At 67.4% G+C, this 15,016-nt stretch carries 12 protein-coding genes; 6 read left to right on the top strand and 6 right to left on the bottom strand.

The genetic code is table 11. The features are described 5' to 3' along the window. Positions 1-108: 108 nt before the first annotated feature. Both Pla108_RS05200 and Pla108_RS05195 read right to left on the bottom strand, forming a co-directional pair. Entirely contained in the window at positions 109-699 is a 591-nt protein-coding gene (locus tag Pla108_RS05200) for a DUF6580 family putative transport protein (RefSeq protein ID WP_146443685.1), read from the bottom strand. Positions 700-794: 95 nt separating this feature from the next. Beyond that, a complete protein-coding gene (locus Pla108_RS05195) occupies positions 795-1,250 on the bottom strand; it encodes a DUF4430 domain-containing protein (protein ID WP_146443683.1) in 456 nt (151 codons plus the stop codon). A gap of 155 nt (positions 1,251-1,405) precedes the next feature. Between Pla108_RS05195 and Pla108_RS05190 the strand changes: the two genes are divergently transcribed. The 3 genes from Pla108_RS05190 to Pla108_RS05180 all read left to right on the top strand — a co-directional run bounded on the left by Pla108_RS05190 (position 1,406) and on the right by Pla108_RS05180 (position 5,875). After that, positions 1,406-3,676 carry a 3-hydroxyacyl-CoA dehydrogenase NAD-binding domain-containing protein gene (locus tag Pla108_RS05190; RefSeq protein WP_146443681.1) on the top strand — a complete coding sequence of 757 codons (2,271 nt, stop codon included), beginning with the start codon at positions 1,406-1,408 and terminating at the stop codon, positions 3,674-3,676. Between the two features lie 82 nt (positions 3,677-3,758). Continuing rightward, positions 3,759-4,919: an acetyl-CoA C-acyltransferase FadA gene (gene fadA / locus Pla108_RS05185; protein ID WP_146443679.1), complete on the top strand. Its 1,161-nt coding sequence runs from the start codon at positions 3,759-3,761 to the stop codon at positions 4,917-4,919. 170 nt (positions 4,920-5,089) lie between these two features. After that, positions 5,090-5,875: a TerC family protein gene (locus tag Pla108_RS05180; RefSeq protein ID WP_231934293.1), complete on the top strand. Its 786-nt coding sequence runs from the start codon at positions 5,090-5,092 to the stop codon at positions 5,873-5,875. 19 nt (positions 5,876-5,894) lie between these two features. Here the strand turns inward: Pla108_RS05180 and Pla108_RS05175 are convergent, their stop codons facing one another. The 4 genes from Pla108_RS05175 to Pla108_RS20840 form a co-directional block, all read right to left on the bottom strand. Further along, positions 5,895-6,560: a potassium channel family protein gene (locus Pla108_RS05175; RefSeq protein ID WP_146443677.1), complete on the bottom strand. Its 666-nt coding sequence runs from the start codon at positions 6,558-6,560 to the stop codon at positions 5,895-5,897. A gap of 121 nt (positions 6,561-6,681) precedes the next feature. Next, positions 6,682-8,091, bottom strand: coding sequence for a TrkH family potassium uptake protein (locus Pla108_RS05170; RefSeq protein WP_146443674.1), 1,410 nt, complete (start codon positions 8,089-8,091; stop codon positions 6,682-6,684). Between the two features lie 41 nt (positions 8,092-8,132). Then, entirely contained in the window at positions 8,133-9,374 is a 1,242-nt protein-coding gene (locus Pla108_RS05165) for an MFS transporter (RefSeq protein ID WP_197526257.1), read from the bottom strand. A gap of 135 nt (positions 9,375-9,509) precedes the next feature. Further along, a complete protein-coding gene (locus Pla108_RS20840; RefSeq protein ID WP_390615194.1) occupies positions 9,510-10,100 on the bottom strand; it encodes a methyltransferase domain-containing protein in 591 nt (196 codons plus the stop codon). On the opposite strand from Pla108_RS20840, the gene Pla108_RS20835 reads away from it, so the two are divergent. From Pla108_RS20835 to Pla108_RS05150, 3 genes are all read left to right on the top strand, one after another. Then, positions 9,987-10,286: a hypothetical protein gene (locus Pla108_RS20835; RefSeq protein WP_197526255.1), complete on the top strand. Its 300-nt coding sequence runs from the start codon at positions 9,987-9,989 to the stop codon at positions 10,284-10,286. The two genes, Pla108_RS20840 and Pla108_RS20835, sit on opposite strands and share 114 nt — an antisense overlap. Before the next feature lie 122 nt (positions 10,287-10,408). Next, complete coding sequence (gene mfd, locus Pla108_RS05155) at positions 10,409-13,717, top strand: transcription-repair coupling factor (RefSeq protein WP_146443668.1); 3,309 nt, start codon at positions 10,409-10,411, stop codon at positions 13,715-13,717. 81 nt (positions 13,718-13,798) lie between these two features. Then, positions 13,799-14,989 (top strand): peptidylprolyl isomerase, encoded by a 1,191-nt coding sequence (locus Pla108_RS05150; RefSeq protein WP_146443666.1) that lies wholly within the window; start codon positions 13,799-13,801, stop codon positions 14,987-14,989. Positions 14,990-15,016: the final 27 nt, after the last annotated feature.

Here is a 15,016-nt window from a genome sequence, read left to right as displayed (position 1 = left end):
GGATCACCATCCGAAAACTACCGCTGCCCGAGGCTAGCGCCTACGGCTCAAAAATGAGGCCGACTTTTGAGCCGCAGGCGCTAGCCTCGGGCGACACTCCAGGTTGGCTTAAGCCTGTGCCGGACGCGTCGTCTCACGACACTTCGCGCCGGTGAGCGAGAACGCTCCCGCCAGGGCGGCGGCGCCGAACAGCACCGCGACGAACGCCGCGTCGCCAGCCAGCATCCGTCGCAGGAACGGCAGGGCGGCGAGATAGCACTCGGCCAGGCCGGCGGCGGTCTTGGCGTAGTGCGACTGGAAGGCCCAGACGGCGAAGTTCGTCGTGAAGAAGAACACCATCGCTGGCGTCAGCGACAGCGCCGTCAATCGGGCTAGCCCGGCCGAGCGGCTCGGCAACGGGCGACGCAGCAGCGAGCCCAGCAGCGGCGCCGTCGCCATCGCGGCGTAGACCGCCACGGCGACGCCGAGCGACCCGTACGACGGCAGCATGGCGTCGGAGATCAGCATCGCCGTGAGCGGCGTGGCGATCGCCCAGCGACGCGGCAACGCGTAACCGGCCAGCAGGCCAACCGCCGCCAGCGGCGTGACGCACCAGTCGGGCTGGCCCCAGCGTCCCACCACGCCAATCGTCACGAGGAGGACGAAGGTAGCGACCGTGGGAAGCGTGTCGGAAAGGGGTGAACGGCGGGGCGTCGACATCTTGGAGACCTCATGCCTGGTCAGGCGAGATGAAAACCGCCGCTGGCGCCCGGCGGGGCGACGCGACGGAGTCGGTAGAGCGGAAGGATAGGAACCTACTCGTACGGGGCCAGTTTCCACAAGACACGGTCCCCCGGCTCGAGCCGAATCGCGCCGGCGCCGGCGGTGGCGTACTTGCCGTTGACCTCGAACTGCCAGTTGAGACCGTCGGCGCCCTGGTTCGGGACGCCGCCGAGGGACTCGAGCAGGGCCATTTCGCCCTCTCCCCGCCACTCGGTATCGGCCGCCAGCCGGGTCGCGTCCGCCACGGTCTGCCCGGCCGACCAGGGGATTTCCTTCTCGACCGCCGGGGCGTCGGGCTGTGTGATCGTCAAGACCACGACCTCCGCTCCGACCGGCCCAGCAGGCGGGGCTTCCTCGGGCGTCAGCGGCATGGAGGTCGCCAGCCGGTAGATCAGCACCCCAACCAACACCGGAATCATCCCCATCGCAAGCCGCCAACGGGGGTCGGCGGCCCGCTTGGCGGCGGGTTTGACGGCGGGGGTTGTCACGCAGGAACCCTTTACGAGGTAAGCTTTTACGAGATTGACCGCGAACGCCCGGCACGGCGACAGCGTACCAGCATAGCGGCGTCGGCTCTCCCCCTTAACTGGGCTCCCCCTTAACTGGCTCCTCGTCAGCGGGCTCCTCGTCAGGAACAGCACGAATGGCAGCGACTCGGCTCGATTGGATCGAAACCGACGCCGACCCCGGCCGGGTGGCGGTGCTTACGCTCGACCTGCCGGGCAAGTCGGCCAACTTGCTCTCGTCGGCGATGCTTGACGAGATCGAGCGGCGTCTGGACGAGGTCGACGCCGCCGAGGGCGTCGCGGGGCTGATTTTCGCCTCCGCCAAGCCGGGCGTCTTCATCGCCGGCGCCGACCTCACCGAGTTCGCCGCGGGGCTCGACCACCCCAAGGACCAAATCATCGCCACCAGCCGCCGCGGCCAGACGCTGCTCGGCCGCCTGGCGTCGTGCGACTACGTCACCGTCGCCGCGATCGATGGCGTCTGCGTCGGCGGCGGGCTCGAGCTCGCCGTCTGGTGCGACCGCCGGGTGGTGACCGACTCGCCCAAGACGCAGCTCGGCTTCCCCGAAGTGAAACTCGGCCTCATGCCCGGCTGGGGCGGCACGGCGCGGACCCCGCGGATGATCGGCCTCTCGAACGCCATTGAACTAGTCACCGGCGGCGAGAGCGTCAGCGGTGTCGAAGCTTACAAGCTGGGGCTGGCGGACGACATTGTGAAGTGGGATGTGGGAAGTGGGAAGTCGGAAGTTCCTTCAGAGACCGCTAGCAACCTCCCACTTCCCACCTCCCACCTCCCACTTATCGCCGCCGCAGTGCGGATGATCGAGGCCGAGCAGGCGTCCGGCGGATGGCGCCGTGACCGCGAGCGCTGGTCCGCGGCGATCCCCCAGTCAGAGACCGAGCTGGCGTTCCTCGGCGCGACCGCCGCGGCGGTCATCCAGCAGAAGACGAAGGGGCACTACCCGGCGCCGATGGCGGCGCTCGAGGTGATGCTCGAAGCGTCGCAGCAAACGCTCGACGAGGCGTGCCAGACCGAGGCGGCCGGCTTCGCGCCGCTGTTCGGCTCGCCGGTCAACCGCGCGCTGCTCAACGTCTTCTTCCTCACCGACCGCGCGAAGAAGAGTGGGCCGTCAGCGGAAGGCGATAAGCAGAAAGTGGCGAGCCCTCGACGTAAGTCGGGGGAAGTAGCGCTAGCCGGCGTCGTCGGCGCCGGCATCATGGGGCAAGGCATCGCCGCCGCGAATCTCAAGCGTGGCGTCCGTGTGCTGCTCGCCGACAACCGGCCCGACGCGCTCGCCGCCGGCATCGAGGGCGTCGTCCGCGAGGCGTCGTTCGACAAGGCGACGCGCGGCGTCAGCGCCGACCTCGCCATCGAGCGCGCCGCGATGATCGGCGCCCGGCCCGAGACGGGCGGGCTCGCTGGGGCGGACGTCGTTATCGAAGCGGTGGTTGAGAACGCGGACGTCAAACGCCAAATCTTCGCCGAGATCGAACCGCATCTGCAAGACGACGCGATCCTCGCATCGAACACCTCGACAATCCCGATTACGACCCTCGCCGAAGGGTTAGAACGGCCTGAGAACTTTGCCGGGCTGCACTTCTTCAACCCGGTCCGCAAGATGCCGCTGGTGGAGGTGATCCGCGGCGCGAAGACCAGCGACGACACGATCGAACGGCTCGTCGCGTACTCCAAAAAGCTCGGCAAGACGCCGGTCGTGGTGAACGATGGGCCCGGGTTCCTCGTCAACCGCCTGCTGATGCCGTACATGAACGAGGCCGCCTTGATGGTGAGCGAGGGCGTTCCGATCAAAACGATCGACCGCGCCGCGAAGGATTTCGGCATGCCGATGGGTCCGCTCGAACTGCACGACGTGGTCGGCCTCGACACCTGCCTGCATGCGGGTCGGGTGCTGCACGCGGCGCTCGGTGACCGCATCGAACAGGCTCCGATCGTCGCCCAACTGGTCGAAGCCGACCGCCTCGGCCAGAAGAACGGCAAGGGCTTTTACGACTGGGCGCCCGGCAAGGGGGGCAAGCCGCCGAAGGGGACGCCGAGCGAGGAAGTATTGCGGATTGGGGATTGCGGAATGCGGAATGCAGCAACGAATCCGCAATCCGAATTCTCCAATCCCCAATCGACAATCGATCGTCTGCTCTTCCCGATGCTGCTCGAAGCGACGCGCGCCCTCGACGAGGGAATCGTCAGCGACCCCCGCGACGTTGACCTCGCCCTGATCCTCGGCATCGGCTTCCCGCCTCACCGGGGCGGCCTGTTCTTCTGGGCCGACACCGTCGGCGCTGCGGAAATCGCCCAACGCCTCGAACCGCTGCAGTCGTTCGGCAAACGTTTTGAACCGACAGAGATGCTGCTGAAGAAGGTCGATGGAGAGACGGCGTTTTACTCGTGACCACCGCGTCGAGGACGACGCGGCTCGCTGCCCTCCTGATCGAGAACTCTTTCATTCCGCAATCCGAAATCCCCAATCCGCAATGGCAAAGTCCGCCGTTATCGTTGACGCCGTCCGCACGCCGATCGGCCGGGCTCACCCGGAACGCGGCGTCTATCGCGACGTGCGCGGCGACGACTTGGCGGTCGGCGTTGTCCGCGCGCTGGTCGAGCGCGTCGGCATTGACGGCGCGGCGATCGACGACGTGCTGCTCGGCTGCACCCAGCAGCAGGGGGAGCAGGGCCTCAACGTCGCGCGCCTGGTCGCCTTGATGGCCGACCTGCCGTCTTCGGTGGCGGGGGCGACCATCAACCGCCTCTGCGGCAGCAGTCTGCAGGCGCTCAACCAGGCGGCCCATTCGATTGGCGCCGGCGGCGAGGACGTGCACGTCATCGGCGGTGTCGAGCACATGCACCACTACCCGATGGGCGATGGCGTCGATCTGAACCCGCGGTTGATGCAGTACACCAGCAAGGGCGCCCTGATGATGGGCGTCACGGCCGAGTTCTTGGCTCAGTCGCAAGGCATCTCGCGCGAGGACCAGGACCGGTTCGCCCTCGCCAGCCACCAGAAGGCGGCCACCGCGCAGGACGCGGGCGACTTCCACGCCGAGATCATCCCCACCTGGGGCCGCAACGAGGCTGGCGAGCGGGAACTGATCACTGCCGACCAATGCGTCCGCCGCGACACGACCCTCGAAGCGCTCGCCGCTTTGAAGCCGGCCTTCATGCCGGTTGTCGGCTCCGTGACGGCGGGGAACAGCTCGCCCCTCAACGACGGCGCCGCGGCGATGCTGGTGATGTCGGACGAACGGGCCAAGGCGCTCGGCCTGACGCCGCTCGCCCGGATCCGCGTGACGGCCGTCGCGGGGGTCGACCCTTGCGTCATGGGGACCGGCCCGGTGCCGGCGACGAAGAAGGCGCTCGCCCGCGCCGGCATGGCGCTCGCCGACATTGACCTCATCGAGCTGAACGAGGCGTTCGCGGCCCAGGCGCTGTCGTGCCTGCGGACGCTGGACCTGGACGAGACGCGGGTCAACGTCCACGGCGGCGCCATCGCGATCGGCCACCCCCTGGGGGCGAGCGGCGCGCGGATCGCCACCACGCTGCTCCATGCGATGGTCACCCGTGACGCGGCAGTCGGACTGGCGACGATGTGCATCGGCGCCGGGCAGGGGATCGCGACGATTCTGGAGCGGGTTTAGCAAAAGCGAGCCGCCAGGCGTCAGCCGGCGGAGTGCGCCGGGTACCCACTTCACTCCGCCGGCTGACGCCTGGCGGCTCGCTGGTTTGCCGGCGATCTCCCTTGGCGGGGCGGCGGTCGGGCGCCTAGAACTACGGACTCGCCCGTCCGTTCTTCTTGGAGCCGCCCGCTGTGATCGAAAACCTAATGACCCTCGGCATGCTGGTGATGCTGCAGGCCGTGCTCGGTTTCGACAACCTGCTGTACATCTCGCTCGAATCGAAGCGCGCCCCCGCGGCGAGTCAGAAGCGGGTGCGGACCATCGGCATCGCCCTGGCCGTCGTGCTGCGGATCGTGCTGCTGTTCGTGCTGGTCAAAGCGATCGATTCGTTCCAGACGCCCCTGTTGACGCTCCCCGAGGAGAGCCCCGTCGGCTCGGTCGTGTCGGGGTCGTTCAATCTGCACGCCATTATCGTGCTCTTCGGCGGCGTGTTCATCCTCTACACGGCGCTCAAGGAGATCATGCACCTGCTGGCGATCGAGGACCTGGCGCACGGGCTGGAGAAGGAAAAGTCTTCCGAGGCGGCGATCATCACCGCCATTGTGCTGATGAACCTGGTGTTCTCGTTCGACTCGATCCTCTCGGCGATGGCCCTCACCAAGGTCTTCTGGGTGATGGCGACCGCGATCATCATCAGCGGCATCCTGATGATCGCCCTGGCCGACGGCGTGTCAGAGTTCTTGAAGAAGAACCGGCTCTACGAGGTGCTCGGCTTGTTCGTGCTGTTGATCGTCGGCGTCATGCTGATGGGCGAAGGGGGGCACCTGGCGCACCTCCACCTGTTCAACTACCCGGTCGAGCCGCTCAGCAAGACGACGTTCTACTTCACGATCGTCACGATGGTGCTGATCGACGTCGTGCAGGGCCGTTATCAGAAGAAGCTGTTGAGGGAGCAGAGCCGACAGATTGCGGCTTAGGGCGTTGTGTGGCGCCGCCTCAGCGGAAGTCGCTCAGCTTGTTTACGTCGACCTGCTTGCCAACGACCAGCAGCACCTGGTCGGCCGAGAGGCGGTAGTCGCCACCGGGGAACATCTGCAGCTTGCCGGTGAGGGCGTCTTTGACGCCGACGATCCAGATGTTGTGCTTGCGCCGTAGGTCGAGCTCTTGCATCGTCTTGCCGGCCCAGAAGTCGGGCGAAGCCACCTCGACGAAGCTGTACTCGGGGTCGATCGGCAAGAAGTCGAGCACGTTCGGCCAGGTCATCTGGTCCGCCAGCTGCCGGGCGATCTCTTCCTCGGGGAAAATCACCCGGTTCACGCCGAGGCTCTTGAGGATGCGGGCGTGCTCGTCGGTGACGCCTTTGACGACCACTTGCTTCGCGCCAAGGTCGCGGGCGTGGAGCGTCGCCAGCAGCGACTGCGTGATGTCCTCGCCCATGCTGATGACGACGGCGTGGGCCGTGGCGACCGGCAGGTGGGCGATCGAGTCGCGGTCGCGGGCGTCGCCGATCACCGCCTCGTAGAGGACGTCCTTGAGCGACTCGACACGTTCCTTGCTCTGGTCCATGCCGGTGACGCGGCAACCGTTCTCGCCAAGCCGCTCGGCGAGCGCGCCGCCGAAGGAACCGAGACCGATAACGACGAATTGCTTGTGTTCGGCCATGCAGTGGCTTGAGGCGTGAGGCGGAGGACTTGAAAGGCGCCCCCTCGGGGGCGTGGGCGTCAGCCACTCATCATGCGCCGGACGCCGGCGGCTGGCGAGGCGCCACGCCCGACCAGGGGGACTAGCCCACGATCGGTTCTTCGTTGGGGAACTCGACCGGCTCGGTACGGGCGCCGTGCGAGAGGGCCGCGAACGCCGTGATCGGGCCCAACCGGCCCATCAGCATCAGCAGGACCATGATGACACGGCTGGGGTCCTTCAGGTCGGTCGTGAGACCGATCGAAAGCCCGACCGTGCCGAGCGCCGAGATCACCTCGAACAACATCTCGAGGAAGAGGCCCGACGACCCACGGTGGCCGAATTCCGATTGCTCGATCACGAGCAGCGCCGTTAGGGCGACGCCCCCCATCGTGACGAAAAGCATCGCCGTGGCGACGGCGCGCTCGACGCTGGCGACCGGCAGCGTGCGGCGGAACAGATTCACACGGGTGTAGCCCTGGAAGGTCGCCCAAGCCCGCAGGGCGATGATGGCGGCCGTCGAGACCTTGAACCCACCCGCCGTGCTACACGGCCCGCCGCCGACCATCATCAGCAAGATGCTGATGAAGAGCATCGCGTTGGTCAGCTCGGCGATCTCGACGGTGTTAAATCCCGCCGTCCGACACGTGACGCTGTGGAACGCCGCCTTGTAGATCCGCACCAAGAAGGGGTCCTCGGCTAGCACGCCGTCGTGCTCCAGGGCGAGGAAGCTGATGAACCCGAAGGCGAGCAGCACCCCGGTGCCGATCAGCATGATCTTCGAGTGCAGTTGGAGCGAACCCCAGCGGTCGGGCGCTGGCTTCTTCCGGCATTTCCAAAGGTCGTTCACGACAGGGAACCCGAGCCCCCCGACGACAACGAGGAGCCCGATCGTCGCGTTGACGACAAAGCTGTCGGCGAAAGGGATGAGGCTCTGATCGTGCAGCGAGAACCCGGCGTTGCAGAATGCCGAGACGCTGTGGAACAGCGCGTGCCAGGTTGCTTCGCCACGAGAGGTCCAGACGCCGAGCTCCTCGAAGCGGGCGAAGTTGGCTTGGTTGTAGCCAACCAACAGCAGGAAGCCGCCCAGCTCGAACGCCGCGGTCATCGCGAGCACGTTCCGCAAAATGACGCGGAGGTCGCCCCCCTCGCCGGCGCCGAGGGTGTCGGCGATCGCTTTGCGCTGCCGCAGGCTGCCGGAGCGGTTGAACTGGACGACGATGAACGTCGTCACGGTCATGATGCCGATGCCGCCGAGCTGGATAAGCCCGAGGATCACCGCCTGCCCGGCGAACGAGAAGTCGTGCACGGTGGACCGCACCGCGAGGCCCGTCACACACGACGCGCTGGTCGAGGTGAACAAGGCGTCGAGGAACGAGATCGGCCGGTCGGGCGACGCCGCGCAAGCGGTAATAAGAAACAGGACCGCGGTGCCGACGACGATAAGCAGCGCGTACCAAGCGAGCGAGGCGCGGCCGGGGTACTGATTGATCGAGCTAGCGAACTGCGGCATAGGACGACGCGGTGGTCGGTGGGTCGAGGGGATCGGGGCCGCTAATCGTACTGCTTGGCGGCCCGGCGGCGTAGCAGCAGCGCCGCCACCAATCCGACCGCGGCGAGCCCGGCCAGCAGGCCGTAAAACCGCTCGTAGCCGAGCAGGACGTCGCCCGCGTCGCGGGCCGAGGCGACCAGCCACCCGCTCACCCACGGCATAAAAATGTCGGGCGTAAAGCCGACGAACGAAATCACCCCCACCGCGGCGCCGGTCAGCCGCCGGGGCGACCGCGACTCCTGGAGCAGGGCGAAATAGATCCCCCGCAGCGCGTACGACCCGGCGCTCGCCGCGGCAAGCACGCCGATAATCACCGCGTACCCCCCGCCGCCGGTCAGCAGCCAGGCGTAGCTGCCAATCAAAACGGCGAAGCAGCCCGCCACGACGGTGGCGACGCTGCCGATCCGGTCCGCCAAGAGCCCGGCGCCAAAGGTGGCGACCACCCGCAGGTAGTTGAGGTAGCTCGTCAGCTCGGCCGAACGGGTTTTCGAAACCCCCGCCGCGTCTTCCAGGTAGAGGCCGTAGAAGTCAAAGCCCTTGTAGGCGCTGTAGGCGGCGATGACGACCACCGCCTGCAACCAGATCGTCGGCTGGCGGAGGCACCATAGCGTGTCGGCGAGCGGCGCCCGGCGGCGGGCGTTGGCGTCGTCCTGGTCGGTGGTGTCCTCGGGGCGATCGTTTCCGACAAAGAACCAGACCGCCGCCGCGGCGCCGACGCAGCAAAGGGCGTAGAAAACGGCGAGTCCCTGCAAAGCGGTCCGCTGACTGACCGGGTCGTCAAGCGCGTCGGCGCCCAGCGCGGCGATGACGCCCGACGCGGCAAGACTCGCCGCGAGCGCCGCGACCAGCCCCCGCCCGCCATCGAGCAGGCCGAACGCGCGGCCCTGGGCGGGCTCGCCCCCCCACTCGCGCGTAGCCCGGATCAAGGGGGCCCAGAAGACGAGAACCGTCGAGGCGCCCCAGAACGCGTAGAGCAGCTTCAACCCCAGCAGGCTGGGGACCGTCGCCATCCAAAGACTGCCCCCCGCGGTTAGCAGCAGCGACAACGCCAGCAGACGCCTCGGCGCGAACCGGTCCGCCAACGGCCCGCCGAGCGCGTAGCACGCCATGGCGACAACGCCGTAGAGCGCCTGGGCCTCGCCGAGCTGGAACTCATTGATCTCGAGCGTGCCGAGCAGGCTCGATTTGAAGTAGCGACCGAGGTGGAAAGGCGGGATGAAGACCGCCTCGCCGGCCAGGATCAAACTGGCGATGGCCGCGTAGTGGCGCCACGGCGCGGGCGCCGCGGGGCTCCCGGGGGGGCCTTCGCCTGTCGGGCGGGTCCTATCCGATCGGTTGGTGGCGATACGACCGCTCCCGCTGTGAGACGCCGAAACGAGTCAGGCCCCGGCGAAGCCGTGCTCTTCAAGAAACGACGCCGGGATGTCCGCGTTCTTCTTCGCCACCAGAGCGAAGTAGAAGAGCGGTGAGCCGTCCATCGCAAGCCGGTGACGGTAGCGTTGCAACTGATGCAAGTCGAGGAACTCGGAGAATATCAGTTCGCGGATCAGCCGAGAGAAACCGGAATTGTCGCTCTTGTCGAGGAAGGTCTCTTTGATATTGAAAGCAACCCAACCGCCCGACTGGATCAATTGCATCGCTTGCAAGAACGCCGAGGCGGGGATGTCGCCGAAACCGAGCGCCGCGACACACGTCAGGCAGTTGAAGGACCACTCGGCAAGGTGCTCATGGTCGGATTCGTCGAGGTCCGTGAAGTCGCTGACGTAGTACTCGTCGTAGACATGGGGGCGGTCGCGGTAGGCCGCGTCACGCGCCTCGGGGATGATGTCGGCCCCAACCGCCCGGGCCATGCCGTGGTGCTTGAGAACGTCGCCCATGATGCCGTTCCCGGCGCCAAGGTCGAGCGCACGCAACTTGGTGAGGTTCTCGCCGGCCGATTCGACCGCGAACTTCAGCAGGTCGCCAACCACCCGGGGCGAGTTGCACTGGAGCCGGTCGTAAAAAACCTGCTCGTAGAGGCCGGGGCGGCGGTAGATCGCGTCGTAGTCGTGGAACCGCAGGCGGATCCGGTCACCGTTCTCAACGAGGTAGAAGAAGACCTCGTCCTGGCCGAGCGTCGCGGATTCGACGGGAGGGAATTGGATTCGGTGTCGTGATGTGATGGCTAACTCCGGGGCTGGCTAACGAGATTCTAGATATTGTAACGGTCGGGTTTCCGTCCGTCAGCCGTCGCCGGGGGGCCATTCGCCGCCGTGGCGGCTCCGCCTATAGTGACTCCGTGAGCACCGAAGCTCCTCAAGCCCCCACCGGCCCGGCGCCCCCCAGCGCCGCCGCCGTGCTGACCCGGCTGACCGAACCTCTGACCCACGACGCGGACTTCGCCCGGGTCGCCGAAAGCCTCAACGCAGGCCACGGCGGCACGCTCGGCGGCGTCTGGGGATCGTCGCGCGCACTCGTCGCGGCGGCTCTCGCCCAGCGCTGTCCCGGGCCGCTGGTGGTGCTGCTGCCGCACCTCAGCGACGTCGTCCCGCTAGCGGCCGACTTGGCGAACTTTGTCAGCGATCCGGCGACGGTCGCGATGTTCCCCGCGTGGCAGACCGACGCCGCCGACCGCCGCGTCTCGGACGACGCGTTCGGCGCGCGGCTGCGGACGCTGAAGACGCTCGACGGCCCGCTGGAGGGCGCGCCGCGGATCGTGGTCTCTTGCATCCAGGCCCTGCTGCAGCCGACCCCCACGCCCGACGCCATCGCCGAAGCGACCCGCCGGCTCGCCGTCGGTGAGACGATCGACGTCGAGGAGCTGTGCAAGTGGCTCGTGGCGCACGGCTGCCACCGGACGACCGCCGTCGAGCTGCCGGGCGAGGTCGCTGTCCGCGGCGGCATCGTCGACCTGTTCGCCCCCGAGGCGGAGCGGCCGGTGCGGATCGAGCTGTTCGGCGACGAGATCGAGTCGATCCGTTCGTTCGATGCGGCGACCCAGCGGAGCGTCGCGACGCTCGCCGAGACGTCGGTCACGATGCTTGATCCAACCAAACCGGGCCGCGCCCACTTCACGGCGCACCTGGCCGGCCCCGCGGGTCAGAACGCCTGGTTCGCGCTGATCGAGCCGGCCGACCTCGAGGAGGAAGGCAAGTTCTTCCACGAGCGGTCCCTCAACCCGGCGACACTGCACAGCGTGCGGATGACCCTCGCCGAGGTCTTCAAGCACCCGTCGGTGACGCTCGCCGGCGTGCCAGCCGGGTCGTTCGAAGAGACGGGGCACCTCGCCTTCGAGTCGGTCGAGCGGCTCAGCGGCCAGGCGATGGGGGGGGACGTCAACCGCCTCCGCGACGAGCTCGAAACGATCGGCCAGGGGCAACGCGTCGTCATCGTCTGCCCCACCGAGGCGGAGATCCATCGGCTCCGCGAACTGCTGAGCGACTCGAAACTGGCCATCGAAGGGCGGCTTGAGTTGGCCCTCGGCGGGCTCTCCGGCGGCTTCCGGTTCGTCGGCGAAAAGACGCTCGTGCTCAGCTCGTCCGAGTTGTTCAACCGCCGCGAGGTCTCGCGCCAACGGGGCCGGGCGATCACGGGGCGGGCGATCGACTCGTTCCTTGAGCTCCGCGAGGGGGACCTCGTCGTCCATGTCGCCCACGGCATCGGCCGCTACCGCGGCATGAAGCTCGTGGAGAAGGAGGGCCGCGCCGAAGAGCATCTGGAAGTCGAGTACGACGGCGGCACGCGTATCTTCGTGCCATGCTCGAAGATCGAGCTGGTGCAGAAGTATGTCGGCGGCAAAAAGCTCAAACCGCCGCTGGCGAAGATCGGCGGCAAGTCGTGGCAACGCCAGAAGAAGGCGGCCGAGGAAGCGGTCAGCGACCTCGCCTCGGACATGCTCGAGGTGCAGGCCCGCCGCGACGCGCGGCCAGGCATCCGCTACCCGGACGACACCGAGTGGCAGCGCGAGTTCGACGCGGCGTTCCCCTACGAGCTGACGCCCGACCAGAAGACCGCCGTCGCCGCCATCAAGGAGGACATGCAATCCCCCCGGCCGATGGACCGCCTGCTTTGTGGCGACGTCGGTTTCGGGAAGACCGAAGTGGCGATGCGGGCCGTCTTCAAGGCGATCGACGCCGGCTACCAGGTCGCCGTCCTGGCGCCGACGACCGTCCTCGCCGAGCAGCACCTCCGCACCTTCCGCGAGCGGATGGCGGAGTTCCCCTTCGTGATCGAGGGGCTGAGCCGGTTTATCTCCGCCGGCAAACAGAAGCGTACCCTCGCCGCGGCGAAGGAGGGGGGCGTCGATGTGCTGATCGGCACGCACCGCCTTGTCTCGGCCGACATCGACTTCGCCAACCTGGGCCTCGTGATCATCGACGAGGAGCAGCGTTTCGGCGTCGCGGTGAAGGAGCGGCTCAAAGCCCTGCGGTCGATGGTCGACGTGCTGACGATGACCGCAACCCCGATCCCACGTACGCTTCACATGGCGCTGCTGGGCGTGCGGGGCATCTCGAACCTCGAGACGCCGCCGGCCGATCGGCTGCCGGTCGAGACCCGCGTCACCCGCTTCCAGGAAGAGATGATCCGCCACGCGCTGCTGCGCGAGCTCGACCGCGACGGGCAGGCGTACTTCGTCCACAACCGGGTGCACGACATCCTCAACATCGCCGCCCGGCTGCAGCAGATCGTCCCCGAGGCGCGGATCGGCGTGGGTCACGGCCAGATGGCGGACGGCGAGCTCGAGGAGGTGATGACCCGCTTCGTCCAGCACGAGTACGACGTCCTGCTGGCGACGACGATCATCGAGTCGGGGCTCGATATCCCGAACGCCAACACGATGATCATCGACGACGCCGATCGCTACGGCCTGTCGGACCTCCACCAGCTGCGCGGCCGCGTCGGGCGTTGCGACCGCCGGTCGTACTGTTACTTGCTAGTCGACGAAGACCGCCGGTTGTCGCCCGAGGCGGCGCGGCGGCTGCGGGCGATCGAGGAGTTCAGCCAACTCGGCGCGGGGTTCGCCCTCTCGATGCGCGACCTCGAGATCCGCGGCGCCGGGTCGCTGCTGGGGACCCAGCAGTCGGGACACATCGCCACGGTCGGTTACGAGCTCTACTGCTCGCTGCTTGAGAACGCGGTCCGCCAGCTGAAGCAGCTGCCGCCGCGGCTGTCGGTCGACGTCAACATCGACCTGCCGAGCGAGGCGTTCCTGTCGGCCGGCTACGTCGGCCACCAGCGTGACCGCATCGACCTCTACCGTCGGCTGGCGCGGGCGGGTTCGGACGCGGAGGTCGAGGACTTCCTCAACGAGCTGGTCGACCGTTTCGGCGCCCCGCCACCGCCGGCCGAGCGGCTGATCGAGCTGGCCCGTCTGCGGGTCGCCGCCCACGGGTGGGGGGTGCAGTCGATCCGTCGGGAAGGGAAGTACCTCGTGTTCGGGTACACCCAGCGGCCCGCGATCCGGCGCCTCGTCGAGTCGTCGGAAGGGCGCCTGCGGATCGCGGATGCTAGCGAGGCGTACCTGCCCATTCCCCCGGATGCGGACACGCCGAACGGGCTGTTGGTGCTAGCGGAAACGCTCTTGCGGGGCGGAACGGCCGCCGCCTAGACTCCGCCGCTATTTTCACCGCAACGACCAGACGACAAGGGGCCGGCATGGGCCACTCGTCGCCAATTCGTGGATTCGACTGTGAACCAACTCGACGCCGCCAATCCCCGCGAGCCGCGCCTGCTAAACGGTGGGGCAATTCGTTTCGGTAGGGCGGCGTGGCGCGTGGCGGTCGCGATTCTTACGCTTGGGTACGTTGTCGCCATGCGACCCACGGCCGCCTGCGCAGATGGCCCGGTCGAAGTCCAGCCGATGGAATCGTGCGAGGTGATCGCCCGCGTCAACAGCGAGGTGATCCTGGCGTGCGAGCTCGACTGGCAGGTGCGGCTGATGTTCGAGCAACGTTTCGGGCCCGAACAGACCGAGGCACTGATCAAGTCGCCGCTGTTCGCCAAGGCGCGCGAGGACCTGCTCCAGAACCTGGTGGTCAGCCGCATCGAGATGGCGTTGCTGTACGCCGACTTCCGCAGCAACGCGCCCCAGGCCGACGTTGGCGCAATCAAGAAGCAACTCGAGATTCCCTTTGAGGAGGGCGAGGTCCCCCGCCTGATCGAGAGCGTCGGCGTCGAAGACCGCGCGGCGCTCGAAGAGCGCTTACTCGATCTGGGAACGTCGCTCAGCGAACGCCGCGAGGACTTCTTCCGGACGATGATCGCCCGCAGTTGGCTGCAGCAAGCGGTCAAGATCAGCAAGGAAGTGACGCACGAGCAGATGCTCGACTTTTATCGCGAACACGAGTCCGACTACGCCGAGCCGGACCGCGTGCGTTGGGAAGAGTTGATGGTGCGGTTCGACAACCATCCCTCGAAGAGCGAGGCCTACGCCGCGCTGGCGCGACTCGGCAACGCCGCCTACGCGGCCAGCGGCGCGGCGGCGGCGGGCGAGCCGGCCTTTGCCGCGATCGCCCCCGAGAACTCCGACGGCTTCACCGCCGAGGAGGGGGGCGCCCACGACTGGACCACCAAGGGGTCGCTCGCCTCGCAAGAGGTCGATCAGGCGCTGTTCAACCTCTCCGCCGGCGAAATGAGCCCGATCCTCGAAGGGCCGATGGGCTTCCACATCGTCCGCGTCATCGAGCGGAAAGACGCCGGGCCGACGCCGTTCCGCGAGGTCCAGGGCCAGATCCGCAAGGACCTCTACGACGACCGCTTCAACAAGGCGATCAACGCGAAGGTGACCGAGCTAAAGAAGACGGCCCGGATTTGGACGACTTTTACCGGCGACCTGAGTTACGAGAAGCTCGCCGAAATGCAAGAGGCGACCCGAAAGTAACGGTTGAGACGGTTGGACGCCGCTGAG

The organism is Botrimarina colliarenosi (assembly GCF_007859955.1).
GTDB lineage: Bacteria > Planctomycetota > Planctomycetia > Pirellulales > Lacipirellulaceae > Botrimarina > Botrimarina colliarenosi.
Note: the sequence above shows the minus strand (reverse complement) of the source record. Positions and strands in the feature narration are given on the sequence as shown.